General features: G+C 72.6%; 18 protein-coding genes and 1 pseudogene. 13 read left to right on the top strand and 6 right to left on the bottom strand.

Annotation, left to right across the window (positions count from 1 at the left end):
* Positions 1-113 precede the first annotated feature (113 nt).
* The 3 genes from ACZ7G1_RS25235 (at position 114) to ACZ7G1_RS25225 (ending at position 3,911) form a co-directional block, all read left to right on the top strand.
* The gene (locus ACZ7G1_RS25235) at positions 114-1,238 is read left to right on the top strand and encodes a DUF2786 domain-containing protein (RefSeq protein WP_470875997.1); all 1,125 of its coding nucleotides are present in this window, start codon (positions 114-116) and stop codon (positions 1,236-1,238) included.
* Positions 1,239-1,296: 58 nt separating this feature from the next.
* Positions 1,297-3,456, top strand: a complete 2,160-nt coding sequence (locus ACZ7G1_RS25230; RefSeq protein ID WP_470875995.1) for an FUSC family protein — start codon at positions 1,297-1,299, stop codon at positions 3,454-3,456.
* Positions 3,457-3,698: 242 nt separating this feature from the next.
* Complete coding sequence (locus ACZ7G1_RS25225; RefSeq protein ID WP_470876313.1) at positions 3,699-3,911, top strand: DUF397 domain-containing protein; 213 nt, start codon at positions 3,699-3,701, stop codon at positions 3,909-3,911.
* A gap of 107 nt (positions 3,912-4,018) precedes the next feature.
* On the opposite strand, the gene ACZ7G1_RS25220 is transcribed toward ACZ7G1_RS25225, so the two are convergent.
* Positions 4,019-4,516 carry an ATP-binding protein gene (locus ACZ7G1_RS25220; protein WP_470875993.1) on the bottom strand — a complete coding sequence of 166 codons (498 nt, stop codon included), beginning with the start codon at positions 4,514-4,516 and terminating at the stop codon, positions 4,019-4,021.
* A 321-nt stretch (positions 4,517-4,837) separates the two neighbouring features.
* On the opposite strand from ACZ7G1_RS25220, the gene ACZ7G1_RS25215 reads away from it, so the two are divergent.
* From ACZ7G1_RS25215 to ACZ7G1_RS25185, 7 genes are all read left to right on the top strand, one after another.
* On the top strand, positions 4,838-5,710 hold the full coding sequence (locus ACZ7G1_RS25215) for a helix-turn-helix domain-containing protein (protein WP_470875991.1): 873 nt from the start codon (positions 4,838-4,840) through the stop codon (positions 5,708-5,710).
* A 62-nt stretch (positions 5,711-5,772) separates the two neighbouring features.
* Entirely contained in the window at positions 5,773-7,230 is a 1,458-nt protein-coding gene (locus ACZ7G1_RS25210) for an aldehyde dehydrogenase family protein (protein ID WP_470875989.1), read from the top strand.
* A gap of 156 nt (positions 7,231-7,386) precedes the next feature.
* Positions 7,387-7,929, top strand: coding sequence for a DinB family protein (locus ACZ7G1_RS25205; RefSeq protein WP_470875987.1), 543 nt, complete (start codon positions 7,387-7,389; stop codon positions 7,927-7,929).
* A 57-nt stretch (positions 7,930-7,986) separates the two neighbouring features.
* Positions 7,987-8,601, top strand: coding sequence for a PadR family transcriptional regulator (locus ACZ7G1_RS25200; protein ID WP_470875985.1), 615 nt, complete (start codon positions 7,987-7,989; stop codon positions 8,599-8,601).
* Positions 8,602-8,758: 157 nt separating this feature from the next.
* The gene (locus tag ACZ7G1_RS25195) at positions 8,759-9,730 is read left to right on the top strand and encodes an ATP-binding cassette domain-containing protein (RefSeq protein ID WP_470875983.1); all 972 of its coding nucleotides are present in this window, start codon (positions 8,759-8,761) and stop codon (positions 9,728-9,730) included.
* Entirely contained in the window at positions 9,727-10,491 is a 765-nt protein-coding gene (locus tag ACZ7G1_RS25190) for an ABC transporter permease (RefSeq protein ID WP_470875981.1), read from the top strand. The genes ACZ7G1_RS25195 and ACZ7G1_RS25190 overlap by 4 nt, the downstream gene beginning before the upstream one ends.
* Positions 10,492-10,931: 440 nt before the next feature.
* Positions 10,932-11,903 (top strand): WD40/YVTN/BNR-like repeat-containing protein, encoded by a 972-nt coding sequence (locus ACZ7G1_RS25185; RefSeq protein ID WP_470875979.1) that lies wholly within the window; start codon positions 10,932-10,934, stop codon positions 11,901-11,903.
* Positions 11,904-11,917: 14 nt separating this feature from the next.
* On the opposite strand, the gene ACZ7G1_RS25180 is transcribed toward ACZ7G1_RS25185, so the two are convergent.
* Both ACZ7G1_RS25180 and ACZ7G1_RS25175 read right to left on the bottom strand, forming a co-directional pair.
* Positions 11,918-13,336, bottom strand: a complete 1,419-nt coding sequence (locus ACZ7G1_RS25180) for a glutamate decarboxylase (protein ID WP_470875977.1) — start codon at positions 13,334-13,336, stop codon at positions 11,918-11,920.
* A gap of 129 nt (positions 13,337-13,465) precedes the next feature.
* Positions 13,466-14,755, bottom strand: a complete 1,290-nt coding sequence (locus ACZ7G1_RS25175; RefSeq protein ID WP_470875975.1) for an ion channel protein — start codon at positions 14,753-14,755, stop codon at positions 13,466-13,468.
* A gap of 135 nt (positions 14,756-14,890) precedes the next feature.
* Here ACZ7G1_RS25175 and ACZ7G1_RS25170 point away from each other — a divergent pair.
* Positions 14,891-15,683 (top strand): annotated as a pseudogene (locus tag ACZ7G1_RS25170) (MerR family transcriptional regulator).
* A 34-nt stretch (positions 15,684-15,717) separates the two neighbouring features.
* Here ACZ7G1_RS25170 and ACZ7G1_RS25165 read toward each other — a convergent pair.
* On the bottom strand, positions 15,718-16,086 hold the full coding sequence (locus ACZ7G1_RS25165) for a YbjQ family protein (protein ID WP_470876311.1): 369 nt from the start codon (positions 16,084-16,086) through the stop codon (positions 15,718-15,720).
* A gap of 151 nt (positions 16,087-16,237) precedes the next feature.
* Here ACZ7G1_RS25165 and ACZ7G1_RS25160 point away from each other — a divergent pair, with 151 nt between their 5' ends.
* A complete protein-coding gene (locus tag ACZ7G1_RS25160; RefSeq protein ID WP_470875973.1) occupies positions 16,238-16,939 on the top strand; it encodes a DedA family protein in 702 nt (233 codons plus the stop codon).
* Positions 16,940-16,946: 7 nt separating this feature from the next.
* Here ACZ7G1_RS25160 and ACZ7G1_RS25155 read toward each other — a convergent pair whose 3' ends face one another.
* Together ACZ7G1_RS25155 and ACZ7G1_RS25150 are read right to left on the bottom strand one after the other, a co-directional pair.
* Positions 16,947-18,605, bottom strand: coding sequence for a threonine/serine exporter family protein (locus ACZ7G1_RS25155; RefSeq protein WP_470875971.1), 1,659 nt, complete (start codon positions 18,603-18,605; stop codon positions 16,947-16,949).
* 117 nt (positions 18,606-18,722) lie between these two features.
* Positions 18,723-19,214 (bottom strand): inorganic diphosphatase, encoded by a 492-nt coding sequence (locus ACZ7G1_RS25150; protein WP_470875969.1) that lies wholly within the window; start codon positions 19,212-19,214, stop codon positions 18,723-18,725.
* A 103-nt stretch (positions 19,215-19,317) separates the two neighbouring features.
* Here ACZ7G1_RS25150 and dacB point away from each other — a divergent pair, with 103 nt between their 5' ends.
* Entirely contained in the window at positions 19,318-20,724 is a 1,407-nt protein-coding gene (gene dacB, locus ACZ7G1_RS25145) for a D-alanyl-D-alanine carboxypeptidase/D-alanyl-D-alanine endopeptidase (protein ID WP_470875967.1), read from the top strand.
* The last annotated feature ends 9 nt before the right edge of the window (positions 20,725-20,733 follow it).

Raw genomic sequence — 20,733 nt, 5'->3', positions numbered from 1 at the left:
TGAGGGGCGTCCCGGGGGTATGCCTGGCCCTACCTCCGCCCGGTCCGGCGGCCTCTCCGCGGGGGCTGAGACCATCGGGGGAGGACGAAGGGGACGCGAGGACCGAGGGCGGTATGAGCACCACGATCGACAGGGCATTCGAGGCGCTGTACGCGAGCGACGACGGGTCGCTCGACACGGCGGCGTCGCTGCTCGCCGCCGACCGGGGCGCGGACGGGGAACTGGCCCGGCGGGGCGAGGAGTTCGTCCGCACCCTGTGGGGGAGGGGCTGGCAGCCCGCCGACCTCGCCCGGATTGCCCGCCGCGAGCTCGCGGACGAGCACGTCCGGCTGCTCGCCGCGCTGATCAGGACGGAGACGGCCGGGTACGGGCGGCTGCCGCACCGCTGGCAGGCGCAGCTCGACGACCTCGACGCCGCCGCCGTACGGCCGACGGACCGGTTCTCGTACGCGACGACGGTCCTGGAGCTGTACCGGCTCCTTGTCCGGCTGCCGCGGCTCGACGCCGTCGGCCCGGTGCCGGGCGAGGCGCTGCCGCCCGCGACCGCCGGGGAGCCCCGCATGCTCACCCGGATCAGGGCGCTCCTGGCCAAGGCGGAGGCGACCGGCTACCCAGAGGAGGCGGAGGCGCTGACGGCCAAGGCCCAGGAGCTGATGGCCCGGCACAGCCTGGACGAGGCGACGCTGGCGGCGGGCGCGCCGTCCCCGGAGACGCCCGGCGCGATCCGTATCGGCGTGGAGCCGCCGTACGAGCAGGCGAAGGCGATCCTGCTCGACGCGGTGGCCACGGCGAACCACTGCCGGGCCGTGTGGAACGAGACGTACGCCTTCTCGACGGTGGTCGGTTTCGAGGCGGACCTCGATCCGGTCGAGCTGCTGTACACGTCGCTGCTGGTCCAGGGGACGGCGGCGATGACGCGGGCGGAGGCGGAGCAGCGGGCCGGCGGCCGCAAGCGCACCAAGTCCTTCCGGCAGTCCTTCCTGCTCGCGTACGCGAACCGGCTCGGCGCCCGGCTCGCCTCGACGTCCCGCCGGGTCGCCGCCGAGGCGCCCTCGCTGCTGCCCGCCCTCGCCTCCCGCGACCTCGCGGTCACCAGCCGTACCGACGAACTCTTCCCCGAGACCCGCACCACGCGCGTGCGTGCCGCCTGGGACGAGGCGGGCTGGAACCACGGCGCCTCCGCCGCGGACCAGGCCGGCCTGCACCCCGGCCGCCCCCGCATCGGAGACGCCTCCTGACGCACGCCCTCTGGGGGGAAATGTCGGGTTCGGGGTGGATCGCGGATACGCTCGGCGCATGAGCTGGCTTCGGGCGTTGAAGGCGACCTCCCGCTCGGGGCTCACCGTGGAGCGGCGGCGGCTCGAACCCGCCATCGCTGCCAGGGGCGCGCTCGGGCTGGCGCTGGTCGTCGGGTTCTCGCTCGCGCTGTTCGGGCCGGCCGTGGCGGCGTCGTCGGCGTTCGGCGCGTTCCAGGCGGCGATCGCCACCTTCCAGCGCTCGTGGCGCCCCCGCCCCACGCTGGCCCTGGCGTCCGGGGCGAGCCTCGCCGTGTCGACGTTCCTCGGCTATCTCACGGGCGCGCACGAGGCGCTGTTCCTCGCGCTGCTGCTCTGCTGGACGTTCCTCGCGGGCCTCGCCTGGGCCGCGGGCCCGACCGCCGGGATCATCGCCTCGTCCAACGTGGCGATCATGCTGGTCACGGTCACCCTGCCCACCTCCGTCGCCGCGGCCGCCGGCCACGCCGCCGTGATCTTCGCGGGCGGTGTCGTGCAGGCCGCGCTCGTCGTCCTCCTGCCGGTACGCCGCTGGGGCGCCCAGCGCGACGCCCTCGCGGACGCGCTGGCCGCCGAGGCCGACTACGCGCGCCGCCTCCGCCACGACCCGGTCGCCCCCTTCGATCCCGTACCGCTCATGACGGCCCGCAGCGCCGCCGCCGTGACGCCCCGCCAGGCCCGCCGCCGCCCGGCCGAACTGCACGGCGCCCGGGGCCTCGCCGAACGGATCCGCCCGGTCCTCGCGTCCCTGGCCGACCCGGCCGTCGGAGTGCCCGAGGAGGGCCCGGAACGGGACCGCGTGCGCGAGCTGCTCGCCGCCGCGGCCGCCCTCCTCGACGCCGCCGCCCACGCGATCCGGCACGGCGAACCGGTCGCCCTGCCCCCGCCCGCCGTCGCCGCCCTCCGCACCCCCGACACCGGCGCGATCCTCTCCGGCCCCTCCCGCCGCGCCGCCCTCCGCCTCGCGGCACTCCTCGGCGACGTCGTGGAGACGGCCGACCCCCGCACGGAGACCTCGCCCGGAGAGCCGCCGGCACCGCGCGCGAAGACCCCGGCGGCCCGGGAGGCGGCCGCGTCCCCCGGCGGGGAGCCCACGGCCCCCGCGGCCCCCCGCACCCGGCCGACCCTCGTCCGGCTCGTGCCCGTCGTCGTCGCGAAGATGCGGGCCGAGCTGCGCCCCGATTCGCCGATCCTGCGGCACGCGGTCCGGGTCTCGGCGGTCACGGCCGCCGGGTATCTGCTCGGCGCGGTGCTGCCGTTCGGGCACGGCTACTGGGCGCCGATGGCCTCGGTGATGGTGATGCGGCCGGACTTCTCGCAGACGTACGCGCGCTCGGTGGCCCGGTTCGGGGGGACGCTCGTCGGAGTGGCGCTGGCGACCGCGGTGGTGCAGTGGGCGGACCCGGGCACGTACCTGTCCGCCGCGCTCGCGGTGCTGAGCGCCTTCGGGATGTACCTGCTGATGCGGACGGGGTACGCCGCCGGCCAGGTCTGCGTCGCCGCCTACGTCGTGTTCCTGCTCGGCATGGACGGCGCCGGACTGACGCAGACCGTGCGGGACCGGGTGCTGCTCACCCTCATCGGCGGGCTCCTCGCGATGCTGGGGTACGCCGTCTACCCGGCCTGGGAGACGCCCCGGCTGCGCGGCCGGCTCGCGGACTGGGTGGCGGCGGTGGGCCGGTACGCGGCCGTCGTCACCGCGCGGTACGCCGACCCCGCCGGACCCGCCTGCCCCGACGTACGGGAGGCCCTGCTCGCCACCCGCGCGGCCCGGGTCGCCTGGCAGGAGGCCCTGGCCCGGGCGACGCACGAGCCGGTGCGCCACCGGGGCCTGTCGCACGCGGCGGCGGAACAGGCGGAGGAGGCGCTCGCCGAGTTCGGCCGGGTGGCCATGCTCCTGGAGGCCCATCTGCCGGAGCGCGGGGCGCCGCCCGTGCCCGCCGCCGCGACCCTGGCGGAGTCCCTGCACCGGGCGACGGAGCGGGGAGCGAAGGAGGTGCGGGAGCGCCGGGAGCCGCGCTGGGACGACCTGCGGGAGACGGTCGACGCCTGGTCCGCCGACCCTCCGGACCACTTCCTCCTGCACAAGGGCGCCGTCCTGCTCCTGGAGGCGCTCGACGAGGTGTCGGTGGCCCTGACGGGCTCCACGCGTGCGCGTGAGGACGGCCGTCGGGTGGCGTGAAGATCGTCGGCCGTAGGATCGCGAAGGGAACCGTACGGGCCGTCAGGAACGTCTGATCAGCGGAACTTGGCTCGTAAGCGGTGTGGGAACGCTGTGTGGCGTAGCCACTACGCCACCCCTCGTGCACGTGCATCTGCTCATGCATCGGCATGTGAACACAGCTATGATCCGAGGAAGTTGACACCTGCACCAATTGACTCGGGGAGCTACCAGTGCACCATGCGCATCACGCGTACAACGGCATGGCGGCCAAGGAGCTGACCGGTGTCGTCTGGCAGAAGAGCAGGCACAGCAACTCCCAGGGCTCCTGCGTGGAGTTCGCCAAACTCCCCGGGGGAGACGTCGCCGTGCGCAACTCGCGCCACCCCGACGGCCCCGCGCTCGTCTACACGCCCGCGGAGATAGAGGCGCTCCTGCTGGGCGTCAAGGACGGGGAATTCGACCACCTGGTGTGAACCCGGCCACGAGGCATACGAGGCATACGAGGCCTACGAGGCGTACGGCATGCGGAAGGGCCCCGGGGCGGGTGTGCCCCGGGGCCCTTCATGCGTATCGCTCGGTGCTACTCCGGACCGATCCGGAACAGCGCCCACACCACCTTGCCGTGCAGGGTGCCGGCGAGCGGGTGCCAGCCCCAGCTGTCGCTGAACGAATCCACCAGGAACAGCCCGCGCCCCGACTCGGCGGCGAAGTCCTCCTCGCCTCGGCGCGCCTCCGGGCTCTCCCCGCTGGGGTCGCGCACGGCGCACACGAGGCGCGAGGCCCAGCGCATGAGGTGCAGCCGGACCGGCGGGTTCTGGCCTTCTTCCTGGGGCGCGTCGGTGGGTACGGCGTGCCGCAGCGCGTTGGTGACGAGCTCGGAGACGACCAGTGCCACGTCGTCGAAGCGTTCGGTCAGCTCCCAGCGGTCGAGCGTCGCGCTGGTGAACTTCCGTGCCCCGCGCACGGCTTCGTACCGGGCGGGCAGGGCGCAGGAGGCGGAGGTGGAGACGGCGCCGGGATCGATCGGCGGTAGGCCCTGCCGTAACGGCTCGAGCACGGTCGATCCATTCGTCCCCATGCGAGGCACTCCCGGGAATCGCGACTGTGGTGCGACAACACGAACGAGTACGCGGCTGCGCGGGGTCCATGGTTCCGAATGCGACCACTGGATGCAAGGGCAGATGCACGTGCACGCGCCGGACCTGTCCGTCCCCGTGCGGAATCTGTGCATAAGTCGTCCACCCGGTGAGGGGAACTTTCCGCGATGTGCGTGCCGTGTGCGCGTGAGTGCCCGGATCCCGCCGTCTTTCCGTAATCGAATGTGTACGCGCTGAAGCGTTTGGTGGCAGAATCCGGGGCTCGACGGGGGCTCGACACCGTAAAGGGGAGGCTGGGAGCCGTGACCGCAGGCGAATCGAGCGGAGCGAGCGGGAGCGTGGTGCGGCGCATCCTGCTGGGCTCCCAGCTGAGGCGGTTGCGCGAGTCGCGCGGGATCACCCGCGAGGCGGCCGGCTATTCCATCCGGGCGTCCGAATCCAAGATCAGCCGTATGGAGTTGGGGCGGGTGAGCTTCAAGGCCAGGGACGTCGAGGATCTGCTCACGCTGTACGGGGTCGGGGACGAGGCCGAGCGCGGCTCGCTCCTCGGGCTCGCCCGCGAGGCCAACGTCGCGGGCTGGTGGCACAGCTTCGGCGACGTGCTGCCCGGCTGGTTCCAGACGTACATCGGCCTGGAAGGCGCCGCCTCCCTCATCCGTGTCTACGAAGTCCAGTTCGTGCACGGCCTGTTGCAGACCGAGGCGTACGCGCAGGCCGTCGTCACCCGGGGCATGCCCGACGCCTCGCGCGCCGAGATCGACCGCCGGGTCGCCCTGCGCCTGGAGCGCCAGAAGGTCCTCGTCTCCGAGCGCGCCCCGCAGTTCCACGCCGTACTCGACGAGGCCGCCCTGCGCCGCCCGTACGGCGACCGGTCCGTCATGCGGGGTCAGTTGAGGCATCTCATCGAGATCTCCGAGCACCCCGGCGTCACGCTCCAGATCATGCCCTTCAGCTTCGGCGGCCACGCCGGCGAGAGCGGCGCCTTCACGATGCTGAGCTTCCCCGAGTCCGACCTCTCCGACATCGTCTACCTGGAGCAGCTCACCAGCGCCCTCTACCTCGACAAGCGCGAGGAGGTGGCCCAGTACCAGCGCGTGATGGAGAAGCTCCAGAAGGACGGTCCGGATCCGGCCGAAAGCCGTGACCTTCTCCGGGGTCTCCTCCAACTCTCCTGATACATCAGTACGATGACGCCACATCAGTCGCACTGCAGGTAGCGGGTAGAGGGGTCTCCACCATGTCGCACTTCACCGACCTGGCCCACCAGTACATAGACGGCGAGTGGAAGCCGGGCAGCGGCTCGTGGGACATCATCGACTTCAACCCGTACACCGGGGAGAAGCTCGCCTCCATCACGGTCGCCACCGCCGGTGAGGTCGACCGCGCCTACCGGGCCGCCGAGCGCGCCCAGGCCGAGTGGGCCGAGACCAACCCGTACACCCGCCGGCTCGTCTTCGAGCGCGCGCTGCGGATCGTCGAGGACCGCGAGGAGGAGATCGCCGAGACGATCGTCGCCGAGCTCGGCGGCACCCGCCTCAAGGCGGCCTTCGAGCTGCACCTCGCCAAGGAGTTCCTGCGCGAGGCGATCCAGCTGGCGCTGCGCCCCGAGGGCCGCATCCTGCCCTCGCCGGTCGACGGCAAGGAGAACCGCGTCTACCGCGTCCCGGTCGGCGTCGTCGGCGTCATCTCGCCCTTCAACTTCCCCTTCCTCCTCTCGATCAAGTCGGTCGCGCCCGCGCTCGCCCTCGGCAACGCGGTCGTCCTCAAGCCGCACCAGAACACCCCGATCTGCGGCGGCACGCTGGTCGCGAAGGTCCTGGAGGAGGCCGGCCTGCCCGCCGGCCTGCTGAACGTCGTGGTCACCGACATCGCCGAGATCGGCGACGCCCTCCTCACCCACCCGGTCCCGAAGGTCATCTCCTTCACCGGCTCCGACAAGGTCGGCCGCCACGTCGCCACGGTCTGCGCGCAGAACTTCAAGCACGCCGTCCTCGAACTCGGCGGCAACAGCGCCCTGATCGTCCTCGAAGACGCCGACGTCGACTACGCGGTGGACGCGGCCGTCTTCAGCCGCTTCGTGCACCAGGGCCAGGTCTGCATGGCCGCCAACCGCATCCTGGTGGACCGCACCCTCGAAGCGGAGTTCACCGAGAAGTTCGTGGCGAAGGTGAAGACCCTGCGCGTCGGCGACCCCGCCGACCCCGCCACCCACATCGGCCCGCTCATCAACTCCCAGCAGGCGGAGTCCGTCTCCTCGCTCGTCGACCAGACGGTCGCGGCCGGCGCGACGGCCCTGCTGCACGGCACGGTCGACGGCAACCTCGTCTCCCCGTCCGTCCTCACCGGCCTCGCCGCCGACTCCCCGGTCCTCGCCCAGGAGATCTTCGGCCCGGTCGCCCTCATCGTCCCCTTCGACGGCGAGGAGGAGGCCGTCCGGATCGCCAACGACACCCCGTACGGGCTCAGCGGCGCCGTCCACACCGCAGACGTCGAGCGCGGTGTACGGGTCGCCAAGCGCATCCACACCGGCATGATCCACATCAACGACGGCACCGTGCACGACGAGCCGATCGTCCCCTTCGGCGGCGAGAAGCACTCGGGCATCGGGCGGCTCAACGGCGACGCGATGGTGGACGCCTTCACCACCCAGAAGTGGATCTCGATCCAGCACGGGCGCAGCCGCTTCCCGTTCTGATTCCCCGACTCGCAGTCCCCCGACTCGCCGTTTCCCGACTCGCCGTTTCCCGACTCGCCGTTTCCCGACTCGTCGGCCTTGCGGACAGAAGGTGTCCGCAAGGGTCCGTAGCGTGGTCTGTGTCGAAGAAAGTCACGACCACGTAAGGCGGACACCATGGTTGCCCTCGTTCCCATCGAAGCCCCCGGCGACGAGCGCGGCGCGTTCCTCAACTTCATCCAGGAACAGCGCGCCGCGCTCCGCCGCTCGGTCCACGGGCTCACCGAGGAGCAGGCGGCGAGCCGCCCCAGCGCCAGCGAGCTCACCCTCTCCGGCCTGCTCAAGCACGTCGCCGAGGTCGAACTGGGCTGGCTCCGGCTGGCGCAGGAGCGGCCGAACGAACGGCAGCGCACCGAGGACACCTGGGGCGAGGGCTTCCGGCTCGTCGAGGACGAGACGATCCCCGAGGTCATCGCGTTCTGGGACGGCGTCGCGAAGGAGACCGAGGACTTCGTCCGCTCCGTGCCGAGCCTCGACGAGACCTTCCCGCTGCCTCCGGCGCCCTGGTTCCCCAAGGACGGACGCGTCTCGATCCGCTGGATGCTGCTCCACCTCGTCCAGGAGATGGGCCGGCACGCCGGACACGCGGACATCATCCGCGAGTCCCTCGACGGCAAGGGTTCCTTCGACCTGATCGCCGCCGAGAACGGCGCCTCCTGAGGCCCGCCCGCCGGCGCCGCTTGGTGGCTCCTAGTCAAGGTTGACTAACATCGAGGCATGTCAGCGATCCGGCTCCTCGTCCTGGGTGCGGTCAAGCAGCACGGCCGCGCCCACGGCTACCAAGTGCGCAACGACCTCGAGTACTGGGGCGCGCACGAGTGGTCCCACGCCAAGCCGGGCTCGATCTACCACGCGCTGAAGCAGATGGCGAAGCAAGGACTGCTGCACGCGTACGAGGTGGCGCCCAGCGCCGTCGGCGGGCCGCCGCGCGTCGAGTACGAGCTGACCGAGCGGGGCACCGAGGAGTACTTCGCGCTGCTGCGCGAGGCGCTGACCACGTACGACCAGAAGATGGACGTCCTGTCGGCGGGCATCGGCTTCATCGTCGACCTCCCCCGCGAGGAGGCGGCGCGGCTGCTGCGGAAGCGCGTCGAGGCGCTCGACGAGTGGCGCGGCGCGGTCACCGAGTACTACACGCCCGAGGGCGGCCCCGGTCAGCTCGGGCACATCGGCGAGATCATGCACCTCTGGGTCCACTCGGCGGACGCCGGCAAGGAGTGGACCCTCGGTCTGATCGAACGGATCGAGGCCGGGGCGTATGTGTTCGCCGGCGAGGGGGACCCCTTCGTGGGCGTGCTCGCCGAGGGCGAGGAGAACCCCTTCGCGACCTGAGCGTCGGAAGAATCGGGCTAATCAAGTTTGACTAGCTCTCTTCGAGGGCATACCTTGCTCCGTCGGCGGCAACTGATCAAATTTGACTACTCGATTTTCGGCTACTCGATTTTCGGCTACTTGGTTTTCGGCTACTTGGTTTTCGGGAGGAATCGACATGACGGCGGACGCGATCCTCATGGAGGGCGCGCGCAAGCGGTACGGCGACAAGGACGCCCTGGCCGGACTCGACCTGACCGTGCGGCGCGGCACCGTCCACGGCCTGCTGGGGCCCAACGGCGCGGGCAAGACGACGACGGTACGGATCCTGGCCACCCTCCTGCGGCACGACGAGGGCCTGGTGCGGGTGGCGGGACACGACGTACGGACCGGGGCCCGGGAGGTGCGGCGGCGGATCGGCCTGCTCGGGCAGCACGCGGCCCTGGACGAGGAGCTGGGCGGCCGGCAGAACCTGGAGATGTTCGGCCGGCTCCACCACCTCGGAGCCCGGCGCGCCGGGGCGCGGGCCGACGAGCTCCTGGAGCGCTTCGGCCTCGGCGACACCGGGCGCAAGCCCGTCAAGCAGTACAGCGGCGGCATGCGGCGGCGGCTCGACCTGGCCGCCTCGCTCATCACCGAGCCCGAGGTGCTGTTCCTCGACGAGCCGACGACCGGGCTCGACCCCCGCGGCCGCGGCGAGGTCTGGGAGTCGGTCCGCTCCCTCGTCGGCGGCGGCACCACGGTCCTGCTGACCACGCAGTACCTCGAGGAGGCCGACCGGCTCGCCGACCGCATCTCGGTCGTGGACCACGGGCGCGTGGTGGCCGACGGCACCGCCGACGAGCTCAAGGCCCGGGTCGGCGTGGACCGGATCGACGTGGTCGTACGGGACCGGGCACGGCTCGAAGAGGCGGCGGGGCTGCTCCCCGCGGCGCGCGACGAGGTGGGCGTGGACCTGGACCGGCGGCGGCTCAGCGCGCCGGTGAAGGACCGGATGGCCTCGCTCGCCGAGACCGTGCGGGCACTCGGCGAGGCCGGGATCGAGGCGGAGGACATCGCCCTGCGGCGGCCGACGCTGGACGAGGTCTTCCTGCGGCTGACAGAGGCAGCGGAACCGGGCCCGGCCCGGCGGACGGAGGTGACGGCATGAGTGCCGCGTACGTGGTGGGCGACTGCTGGACGATGACCCGCCGGGAGCTGGCGCACTGGGCCCGGCAGCCGGTCCAGGTCCTCGTCGGTCTCGTCTTCCCGGTGATGATGCTGCTGATGTTCGGTTACCTCGTCGGCGGCGGACGGGGCGTGGACGGCGACTACGTCGACTTCCTGGTGCCCGGGATGCTCACCCTGACCATGGTGTTCGGCCTCGAAGGCACCATGACGGCGGTGACCCAGGACCTGAACAAGGGCGTGATCGACCGCTTCCGGTCGATGCCGATGGCCGACGGCGCGGTCCTCGTGGGCCGGGCCGCCGCCGACATGCTCCAGTCGACGGTCGGGCTGCTCGTGATGGTCGGCGTCGGATACGCGATCGGCTGGCGGGCGAACGGGAGCCTCGCGAGCACCCTGGGGGCTCTGGGGCTGCTGCTCCTGCTGCGGTTCGCGATGCTCTGGATCGGCATCTTCCTCGCCCTGGTCGCCGGCCGGGCCGAACTCGTGCAGGCGGTGCAGATCCTGGTCTGGCCGCTCGGCTTCCTCTCCAACGCCTTCGCCTCGCCGGACTCCATGCCGGGCTGGCTCGGCACCTTCGTCGAGTGGAACCCGATGTCCGCGACGGCGACCGCGACCCGTGAACTCTTCGCCAACCCGGGCGGCGAGCCGGGCCACCTCACGGCCGCGATCCTCTGGCCGCTCGTGCTCCTCGCCGTCTTCTTCCCGCTGGCGGTACGGAAGTTCGGGCGGCTCGGAAAGTAGCGGCGCGGAAGTGGGAACCCCGGGGCGGCGAGCGGTGTATTGAAAGCAGCGGCTCACCGCGGGCCGCCCGAGGCAGGACAGGGGGACGTGCGATGCGCAGGCCTGCGGGAGTGGCCGGCGCCGTCGTGGCGCTGGTGTTGGCGGTGCTGAGCGGGTGTACGGGGCCGGGTGAAGGGTCCAAGTCGAGTGCGGGGGGCGGTAGTTCGGGTCCTTCGGCCTCGGCGGGGAGTCCGGGGGCTTCGGGGCCCGCGCCTTCAGGTGCTTCGGGGTCTTCGGGGTCTTCAGCGGGGCCCGGGGCTTCGGGGTCGCCGGGGTCTCCGGGTTCTTCAGGGGTGTTCGGGGCGCCGCCCCGGATACCGTCCGCGCCGGGACTGCCCGGGTGGGCGCACAGTCTGGGATTCGCGCGGGACGGCAGCGGGTTCGCGCTGATCGTCGGATGTGTGAGCTCCGAGGCGGCGCCGGGGAGCGGCTTCTGCCGGCAGCAGGTGGCCGTGCGGGAGGCGGGGGCGACGGAATGGGTCGTGCGGCGCTCTCCGCTGCCGGAGATCCCGGTGACGGAGGGCGTCTCGGCGGACCTGCTGGCCCTCGGGCCCGGCCGGGCGCTCATCGACGACGGCGGCGGCGACCGGGCGCGGAACTGGTTCACCCGGGACGGGGGCCGGAGCTGGCAGGCCGTGGACCGGCGGACGGCCGGCGAGGTCGCGGAGATACCGGACGGCGCGGTGCTCACCACCGAGTGCGCCGCGCCCGTCGGGGCGCTGTCCGACGAGTGCGCACGGGAGCGGATCGTCGTGGTGTCGCCCCAGGACGGGCGGCGCAGGGTGCTGGCCAAGGCGCCGCTGGTCGGGGCGCACCCGCAGCCGGCGGGGCAGCCGGAGCCCGACGGCTCCTGGTGGGTCTCGGGGGTGGACCCGCTGACCGGGCGGGTGGCGGTGGCCTTCTCCCGGGACGCGGGCCGGCACTGGACGGTGAGACCGCTGCCGAGCCCGACGGACCGGCCGGGGTGGCGGGTCGAGGTCGCGGTCGGACCGGACGCGGTGTACGCGGCGGAGATGGGGGACCTGACGGGCGGCGAGCCCGTGAAGAACCCGATGAGGGCGCTGCACCGTTCGCTCGACGGCGGCCGGACCTGGCAGCGGATGCGGACCACCGGGCCGACCGGGGAGCCGCGCACGCTGATGGGGCTGCCGGTGCCGGGGCCGGGCGGCCGGGTGGAGATCGGCGGGGAGCTGTCCGGGTACCGGAGCGTGGACGGCGGCCGCACGTTCACCCGGCTCGGCGACGGCTCCCACTACACCCGCCGCACCCCGCTGGGCCTGCTGCGTTCGGGGGCGTCCTGCGAGTACGCGATGTCCGCGGACGGGGTGCGGTGGGCGGAGTTCCGGCTCGGCTGCGTGGACGAGCTGCCCTGAGGCCGGCTCGCGGTTCAGTGGTGGAAGGAGGTGGCCGCGGCCTTGTCGTGGGTGAACGGGTGGGGCTGACGCCGGAGTTCGGGCAGGAGTCGATGCAGGTCCTCGATGAGCAGCCCGGCCAGGTCGGCGGAGAAGCCGTTGCGGCAGACCACGCGCAGGACGGAGAGGTCCTCGCGGTTGGCCGGGAAGGTGTAGGCGGGGACGAGCCAGCCTCGTTCGCGCAGCCGCCGTGAGACGTCGAAGACGTCGAAGGAGGTGACGTCGGAGGCGGTGGTGAAGGCGAAGACGGGCAGCTGGCCGCCGCGGGTGAGGAGGCGGAAGTCGCCCATGGCCTCGATGCGTTCGGCGAGGCCGCGGGCGACGTCGCGGGCGGTCTGCTGCACCGCCCGGTAGCCCTCCCGGCCCAGCCTCAGGAAGGTGTAGTACTGCGCGACGACCTGGGCGCCGGGGCGGGAGAAGTTGAGGGCGAAGGTGGGCATGTCGCCGCCCAGGTAGTTGACGCGGAAGACGAGTTCCTCGGGGAGTTCGGCGGGTGTGCGCCACAGGGCCCAGCCGACGCCCGGATAGACCAGGCCGTACTTGTGACCGGAGGTGTTGATCGAGGAGACGCGGGGGAGCCGGAAGTCCCACACCAGGTCCTCGTCGAGGAAGGGGGCGATCATCGCGCCGGACGCGCCGTCGACGTGGACGGGGATGTCGAGGCCGGTGCGTTCCTGGAGGGCGTCGAGGGCGGCGCAGATGTCGGCGACCGGCTCGTAGGAACCGTCGAAGGTGGAGCCGAGGACGGCGACGACGCCGATGGTGTTCTCGTCGCAGAGCGCGGCGGCGGACTCGGCGTCGAGGTGGAAGCGGTCGCCTTCCATCGGGACGAGCCGGGGCTCGACCTCCCAGAACTCGCAGAACTTCTCCCAGCAGACCTGGACGTTGACGCCCATGACCAGGTTGGGGCGGGCGTGGGCCGGGTAGCGGTCGGCGTTGCGTTTGGCCCAGCGGCGCTTGAGGGCGAGGCCGGCGAGCATGCAGGCCTCGCTGGAGCCGGTGGTGGAGCAGCCGACGGCCGTGTCCGGCTCCGGGGCGTTCCACAGGTGGGCGAGCATGGCGACGCAGCGGCGCTCCAGTTCGGCGGTGCGCGGGTACTCGTCCTTGTCGATCATGTTCTTGTCGCGGCACTCGGACATGAGGACGCCGGCCTGGGGTTCCATCCAGGTGGTGACGAAGGTGGCGAGGTTGAGCCGGGAGTTGCCGTCGAGCATCAGCTCGTCGTGGACGAGCTGGTAGGCGCTCATCGGCGGCAGGGGGCCGTCGGGGAGCCGGTGGCGGGGTGGTGCCTCGGTCATGCCGCCGACCGGGTTGGCCTCCCCGAAGAAGGGGTTGAGCGCGAGCCGGCGTTCGTGCTCGGGCGGGGAGGCCTGGGGGCCCTGGTGCAGCGGCATGGGGGACTCCTTCTGTCCGGGACGGCCGGGGTGGCCGGGGTGGCCGGGTGGCCGGGGGCGTCCGCCGGGGCGTCCGCCGGGGGGTCCGCAGGGGCGGGGCCGCCGGGGCGGGCCGTCGGTGGGGCGGGGTCAGCGCAGGGCGTTGCCTTGGTGGTCGAGTTCGAGCTGGGGGCGGCCGGTGACGATGAGCCAGGCCGGGAGGGAGGCGAGGCAGAGCAGGGCGAGCATCGCGGGGGAGGCGGCGAGGACGGCGCCGGTGAAGAGGCTGATCCAGCCCTGCCGGGTGGTGGCGAGGAGGACGCCGAGGACGGCGGAGGAGACGGCGACCGCCGGGTGGACCTCGGGGACGAGGGCCTGGGCGAGCAGCCCGAAGGCGGCTCCGACGAAGACGGCGGGGAAGATCCGGCCGCCCCGGAAGCCGCAGGAGGCGGCGACGAGGAGGGCGAGGAGTTTGACGACGGCGAACTTGGCGAGTTCGGCGGAGGACCAGCCGCCGATCGAGGAGGTGAGCTCCTTGACCTCTTCGAGGCCCTTGAAGAGGGTCAGGTGCCCGCCGAGCGCGCCGAGCAGGCCGAGGACGAGGCCGCCGAGCGGAAGCATCAGCATCGGGTGGCGCAGGCGCCGGAAGGCGGCGTGGACGTGGGGGAAGAGGTAGCAGGAGGCGAGGCCGAAGACGGCGGCGGCGGAGGCGATGATCAGGGCGGCGAGGAGGTCGCCGAAGCCGGGGTCGGTCAGCGGCGGGAGGCCCATGTCGAAGCTGGGCTCGGCGAGGAGCTGGGTGGTCATCGAGCCGGCGCCGGCGGCGAGGAGCGGGGCGAACAGCCGGTCCCACAGCGAGCCGCGGCCCGGCTGCGCCGACAGGGCCTCGGAGAGGACGAGAGCGGCGGCCACCGGCGTACCGAAGAGGGCTCCGATGGTGCCGGCGGAGGCCAGTGCGACCCAGGCCGCGCCGGGCAGCGAGGACTTGGCCTTGCTGCCGAGCCAGTAGGCGAGGGCGATGTTCGCCGCGATGATCGGGTTCTCGGGGCCCAGGCTGACGCCGCCGGCCAGTCCGAGCGCGCTCGCGACCAGCAGCCCCGGCACCACTCCGGGGGCGAGCGGCGCCCCGCCGAGCCCCTCGGACGCCGGGTCGGGTCCGGCGTGCCCGGGGAACTTCCAGACGACGAGCCCCACGGCGATGCCGGTCGCCGTGAGGATCGTGATCATCCAGAGGGAGGAGTAGCCGCCGATGCCGAGGGCGTCCGGCAGGTCGTCCCACAGGACGTGCTGGAACTCCTCGGAGAGGGCGCTGATCCCCAGGAACAGCAGGCTCGCCCCCACGCCGACCACGAGGGCGGGCAGGATCTGCGGCAGCAGGACCCGCAGTGGGGCCTCGGGTGCGGAGGGCGACGGCGCGGGCGGAGCATGATCGGTGGCCACCGCCCCACCATAAGTGAGCAAAAGCCGCATAACATCCCGAGATTCGATGCTGACGGGTCATGAGCGGGCTTGCACCTCACGTCACGTCAGGCCCGAGGCTGAACGCGTACCGACAGAGAAGGGGGCGGAACGCCGATGGACCACTCCGTGGGACGGGTCGCCGGACTCGCCGGGATCACGGTGCGCACCCTGCACCACTACGACGCGATCGGGCTGCTCTCGCCGAGCGCCCGCAGCGCGGCGGGCCACCGCCGCTACGACGACGACGATCTCGACCGGCTCCAGCGGATCCTGTTCTACCGGGAGCTCGGCTTCCCCCTCGAAGAGGTCGCCGTCCTCCTCGACGACCCGCACGCCGACCCGCGGGAGCACCTGCGGCGCCAGCACACCCTGCTGACCGAGCGGATCGGCGAGCTCCAGAGGATGGCGGCGGCCGTCGAGCACGCCATGGAGGCGAAGAAGATGGGCATCAACCTCACCCCCGAGGAGAAGTTCGAGGTGTTCGGGGACAAGAACCCCGAGCGCTACGCCGACGAGACCGCCCGCCGCTACGGCGGCACCCTCCCCCTACGCCCCGGGGCGTGGGGGGACCCCCACCCACGACCTGGCCCAGGCCCGCGCCGCAGGCTACGGCAAGGAGGAGCGGCAGCGGATGAAGGACGAGGTCGACGCCTGGGGCGCGGCCTACGCGGCCCTCATGGACGAGGGCCGGGACCCCGCGTCCGAGGAGGCCATGGACCTCGCCGAGGCCCACCGCCGCCACATCACCACCTGGTTCTTCGACTGCCACCCGAAGACCCACGAGGGTCTCGCCGAGATGTACGTCACCGACGAGAACTTCCACGCCTTCTACGAGTCCCTCCACCCGGGCCTCCCCGAGCACCTCCTCGCCGCCGTCCGGGCCAACGCGGCCCGCCACACGCCCTGACCGCGTGCCGTGCCGGGCCGCGCGCCCGGCCGGCTCAGGCGCGCTCCACGATCACCACCGCGGTGCCGTACGCACAGACCTCGGTACCGACATCGGCCGCCTCGGTGACGTCGAAGCGGAACATCAGCACGGCGTTGGCGCCGCGTGCCCTGGCCTGCTCCACCAGGCGTTCCATGGCCTGGTTGCGGGTCTGCACGAGGGTCTTGGTGAGGCCCTTGAGCTCGCCGCCGATCATCGACTTCAGGCCCGCGCCGATCTGGCTGCCCAGATGGCGGGAGCGCACGGTGAGCCCGAAGACCTCACCGATCACCTGCCGGACCTCGTAGCCCGGCACGTCGTTCGTGGTCACGACCAGCACGTCGGGGTGCGGCCCCTGGCCGCCTCCGTACTCCTCGATGCCCATCGGCATACACCTCCTGACCCCCCACCCTCAGGGCCGGGGGCCCGGTCCGCATCCCGTGGGAGCCGGGTGGAACCGGGGGCGTCCGGTCCGCGTTGATAGCTTGGGACCAGCCGTCCCCCACGCCCCCACCGACCGCAGGAGCCCGGAACCCGTGAACACGCTTGCCCTCGGACCGAGCTGGCTGGACCCGGACTATCTGATCCAGACCTTTGGTCTGATCGGTGTCCTGGTGATCGTCTTCGCCGAGTCCGGACTCCTCATCGGGTTCTTCCTGCCCGGCGACTCGCTGCTCTTCACCACCGGCCTCCTCGTGACCACCGGGAAGCTGGACACCCCGCTGTGGATGGTGTGCACCCTCGTGGTGGCCGCCGCGATCATCGGTGACCAGGTCGGTTACCTCTTCGGCCGCAAGGTCGGCCCGGCGCTCTTCAAGCGCCCCGACTCCAAGCTCTTCAAGCAGGAGAACGTCGAGAAGGCGCACGAGTTCTTCGAGAAGCACGGCCCGAAGTCGCTGATCCTGGCCCGCTTCGTCCCGATCGTCCGGACGTTCACGCCGATCATCGCCGGCGTCAGCAAGATGAACTACCGCTCGTTCATCATCTTCAACGTCATCGGCGGCGTGCTGTGGGGCGCGGGCGTGACCCTGCTCGGCGCCTCGCTCGGCAAGGTCGAGTTCGTCCACCAGCACATCGAGATGATCCTCGTCGGGATCGTCCTGATCTCCGTGATCCCGGTCGTGATCGAGCTCCTCCGCGCCCGCTCCCAGTCCAAGAAGGCCCAGGAGCACGGCGACCACGACGCCCCCGGCACCCCGAACCCGCAGTCCCCCCGCGGCCGCCACGCCAAGCGCTGACCGCGACCTAGAACCCCCGGGTCCGCTTCGCCGCCCGGCGCGCCGATGCCGCGCCGGGCGCCTGCATGAAGAGCCGGGCGAGCTCGCTTCCCAGGTTCACCCCGATCGCGATGGCGAGGGCCAGGGCCGCCGCCTTCGCCAGCGAGGCGAAGCCCTGGTCCAGGTTGTTCTGGGCGATGGCGAGCACCCCGAAGTACGTCGCCGAACCCGGCAGCAGCGGGCCGATCGCCGCCGTCACGTACGGCAGTGACGAGGTGTGCCGGTAGCGGGCGAACAGCTGCCCGAAGAGCCCCACCAGGCCCGCCGCCACCGCCGTCGCCATCACCGTCGAGCCCTGCGCGGTGACCGCGATCGACGCGTAGATCACCCACGCCACCCCGCCGTTCAGGGTCGCGAACAGCACCGTCGCCCGCGACTGCTGGAGCAGGATCGCGAAGGTCGCGCACAGCACCATCGACGCCAGGATCTGCGTCACCGGCCGTTCCACCGGTTTCAGCGCCCCCTCGGGGTTCAGCTGCGCGTCGAACTGCACCGCGATGTACAGCACCGAGAGCACGCCCACCACGATCGCGACGAAGAAGTACGCGACCTCCAGGAGCCGGGCCGAGGCCGTGATGTAGAAACCGGTCAGACCGTCCTGCACGGCCGCGACGAGCGCCCGCCCCGGGATCAGCGCGAACAGGCCACCGGTGATCACCGCCGAGGGCCGCAGGTCCGAGTGGAACAGCGTCAGGAGCACACCCATCGCCGCCGGCGGCATCGCCGCCACCAGGAACTGGTAGAACTCCGGCAGCCCGCGCCCCGCGCACAGCCACGCCAGCCGGTCGCCGAGCACCGCGCCGAGCGCCGCCACCAGGAACACCGTCGGGCCACCGCCGAGCAGCACCGAGGCCGCGCCGGCGAGGACGCCCGCCGCCGCCGTCAGCACCCACCCGGGGTACGGATGCCGGTTCCGCCGTATCTCGGCGAGCCTCCGGTACGCCTCCTCGGGCGACACCTCGTGCGTCTGCTCGCTGATGTCCGCGATCAGCTGGTACACCGCGACCAGCCGCGTGTAGTCCGTGCCCCGGCGCCGTACCGTCCGGTTCGCCGTGATCGGGTCGTCCACGAGGGACGGCTGGTACGTGACGGACAGCAGGGTGAACGTGACGGTCGGCTCCACCCGGTCGAGACCGTACGAACGGCAGATCGCGAACATCGCCGCCTCGACGTCCTCCGCGCCCTCCCCACCCGCCAGCAGCAGCTCGCCGATACGCAGGGCCAGGTCGAGCACACGGGGCACCGAGGGCCCCGACTCGTCCTCCTTGCGCGAGGACTCCGGCACCGGCCGCTCGTGCACCGGAAGCCGCAGCATCGTCCGCATCCGGTCCTGCCACGGCGCGTCCCGCGAGAGCCGCACCAGGGGGACCCCGTACGCCGGGGTGAACACCGGCGGGGAGTTCTTCGCCGAGTACGTGGCCGGGGTCGCGAACGCCGACCCCTCCTGCTCGGCCGGCGGCTCCGCCGTCAGACCGGGCGGCAGCGCGAACTCGGAGGTCGGATGCTCCTCCTCGGGCGGCGCGGGCGGCTCCACCCCCGCGGGCGGCACGAACGCGCTCCGCGCCTCGTCCGACTGGGGCTTCCGGTCCTCCGGAGCCTCCCCGGCGCCCTCCGCCTCCGCCACCACTCTCTCCGCCTCATCCCCAGGGAATCGTGGATTCCAGTATGAAGGTGCGACGGACGTGCGAAAGGCGGTACACCCCAGAGAGGTGCACCGCCTTCACACGATCACGCGAGCGGGGGCTCAGTGGCCGCCCTGCTCCTTCAGCCGAGCGAAGGAACGCTCGATCTCGGCCTCGGCCTCGGCGCGGCCGACCCAGTCGGCGCCCTCGACGGACTTGCCGGGCTCCAGGTCCTTGTAGACCTCGAAGAAGTGCTGGATCTCCAGGCGGTCGAACTCGGCCACGTGGTGGATGTCGCGCAGGTGCTCCATGCGCGGGTCCGTCGCCGGGACGCACAGCAGCTTGTCGTCGCCGCCGGCCTCGTCCGTCATGCGGAACATGCCGATGGCGCGGCACTTGATCAGGCAGCCCGGGAAGGTCGGCTCGTCGAGGATCACGAGCGCGTCCAGCGGGTCGCCGTCCTCACCCAGGGTGTTCTCGACGTAGCCGTAGTCGGTCGGGTAGGCCGTCGACGTGAAGAGACGACGGTCAAGACGGATGCGACCGGTCTCGTGGTCGACCTCGTACTTGTTCCGCGATCCCTTGGGGATCTCGATGAGAACGTCGAACTCCACGGGTGGCTCCTCCTGAATCAACACAAGTGAATGCTCGCGACGACGCGCGGTGATTAAGTGTCCCTCACGCACGTGTGTGATCGCGAAAGGGGCTGGTCAGCAGATGCCGGAGCCGAGAACGTGGCAGCTCACGGCGGGCTCCGCCGCCCTCGGACTCGCCCTGGCGGCCGTGGCGGTGACCGCGGCCGGACCATGGGACGGGGGTCAGCGTACGGCCGAGCGGGCCCGCGCCGCCGCCCCCACGGCGGGTGTCACACGTCACGCCCCCGCCCCGGCCCCCGCCGCACCCCGCCGCCCCGCCCCCGCCCCCAGCGCCCCCGGCGTCCTCGCCGCGCTGCACGCCCCCGCACCCGCCGGCCGCCCCGCCGACCTCGCCGCCATCCTCGGCCCGCTCCTCGCCGACCCCGGCCTCGGCCCGCTCCGCACCGCCTCCGTCGTCGACGCCACCACCGGCGCGCGGCTGTACGGAGCGGGTGCCGGCACCCCGATGACCCCCGCCTCCACGGTCAAGATCGCCACGGTCGCCGCCGCGCTCTCCGCCCTCGGCCCCGAGCACCGCATCGCGACCACCGTCACCGCCGCCCCCGACGGCCGCACCGTCACCCTCACCGGCGGCGGCGACCCCACCCTCACCCCGGCCCGCCTCAAGGCCCTGGCCGCCGACACGGCCGCCGCCCTGAGGAAGCGGGGCCACACCTCCGTACGGCTCGCCTACGACACGCACCTCTACCAGGGCCCCGAACTCCACCCCATCGGCCCCAACGAGAACATCGCCCCCGTCGTCGCCCTCATGACCGACGAAGGCCGCCTCGACGACAGCCACAGCGGCCCCGCACCCCGCACCGGCGACCCCGCGGGCGCCACCGCGAGGACCTTCGCCGGGCTCCTCGGCCAGGCGGGCGTCGAGGTCACCGGCGACCCCGCACCCGGCCGCGCACCGAAGGCCGCCCCCCTCGCCCGTACGTACTCCGCCCCGCTCGCCGACCTCGCCGAGCGGACCCTCACCCACAGCGACAACGACCTCGCCGAGGCCCTCGCCCGGCAGACCGCGCTCGCCCACAAGCGCCCCGCGAGCTTCCAGGGCGCCGAGCGGGCCGTCCGCGACGAGCTCGCCGAGCTCGGCCTCCCCGTCACCGGCGCCCGCTTCGCCGACGGCAGCGGACTCGACCGCGCCGACCGCGTCTCCGCCGCCCTCCTCACCGGCCTGCTCACCCGCGCGGCCGACCCCGCCCGCCCCGCCCTGCGCCCGCTCCTCACCGGCCTCCCCGTCGGCGGCTTCACCGGCACCCTCGCCGACCGCTACGACGCCTCCGCCGCGGCCGGACTCGTCCGCGCCAAGACCGGCACGCTCACCGGCGTCAACACGCTCGCCGGCACCGTCGTCACCCCCGACGGCCGCCTCCTCGCCTTCGCGTTCCTCGCCGGCCGCACCACCTCCCCGTACGAGGCCAAGACCGCCCTCGACCGGCTCGCCGCGGCCCTCGCGGGAAACACCCGCGACCCGGCCTGACCGCGACGG

Source organism: Streptomyces sp. NPDC037273 (assembly GCF_055603625.1).
This window is presented reverse-complemented; position numbering and strand designations above follow the sequence as displayed.

Bases quoted from the DNA above. Each gene is read 5' to 3' on its own strand.
- ACZ7G1_RS25235 (WP_470875997.1), top strand. From the start codon at position 114: ATGAGCACCACGATCGACAGGGCATTCGAGGCGCTGTACGCGAGCGAC.
- ACZ7G1_RS25230 (WP_470875995.1), top strand. From the start codon at position 1,297: ATGAGCTGGCTTCGGGCGTTGAAGGCGACCTCCCGCTCGGGGCTCACC.
- ACZ7G1_RS25165 (WP_470876311.1), bottom strand. From the start codon at position 16,086: ATGGGCATCGAGGAGTACGGAGGCGGCCAGGGGCCGCACCCCGACGTG.
- ACZ7G1_RS25210 (WP_470875989.1), top strand. From the start codon at position 5,773: ATGTCGCACTTCACCGACCTGGCCCACCAGTACATAGACGGCGAGTGG.
- ACZ7G1_RS25205 (WP_470875987.1), top strand. From the start codon at position 7,387: ATGGTTGCCCTCGTTCCCATCGAAGCCCCCGGCGACGAGCGCGGCGCG.
- dacB (WP_470875967.1), top strand. From the start codon at position 19,318: ATGCCGGAGCCGAGAACGTGGCAGCTCACGGCGGGCTCCGCCGCCCTC.
- ACZ7G1_RS25195 (WP_470875983.1), top strand. From the start codon at position 8,759: ATGACGGCGGACGCGATCCTCATGGAGGGCGCGCGCAAGCGGTACGGC.
- ACZ7G1_RS25180 (WP_470875977.1), bottom strand. From the start codon at position 13,336: ATGCCGCTGCACCAGGGCCCCCAGGCCTCCCCGCCCGAGCACGAACGC.
- ACZ7G1_RS25220 (WP_470875993.1), bottom strand. From the start codon at position 4,516: ATGGGGACGAATGGATCGACCGTGCTCGAGCCGTTACGGCAGGGCCTA.
- ACZ7G1_RS25200 (WP_470875985.1), top strand. From the start codon at position 7,987: ATGTCAGCGATCCGGCTCCTCGTCCTGGGTGCGGTCAAGCAGCACGGC.
- ACZ7G1_RS25225 (WP_470876313.1), top strand. From the start codon at position 3,699: ATGGCGGCCAAGGAGCTGACCGGTGTCGTCTGGCAGAAGAGCAGGCAC.
- ACZ7G1_RS25190 (WP_470875981.1), top strand. From the start codon at position 9,727: ATGAGTGCCGCGTACGTGGTGGGCGACTGCTGGACGATGACCCGCCGG.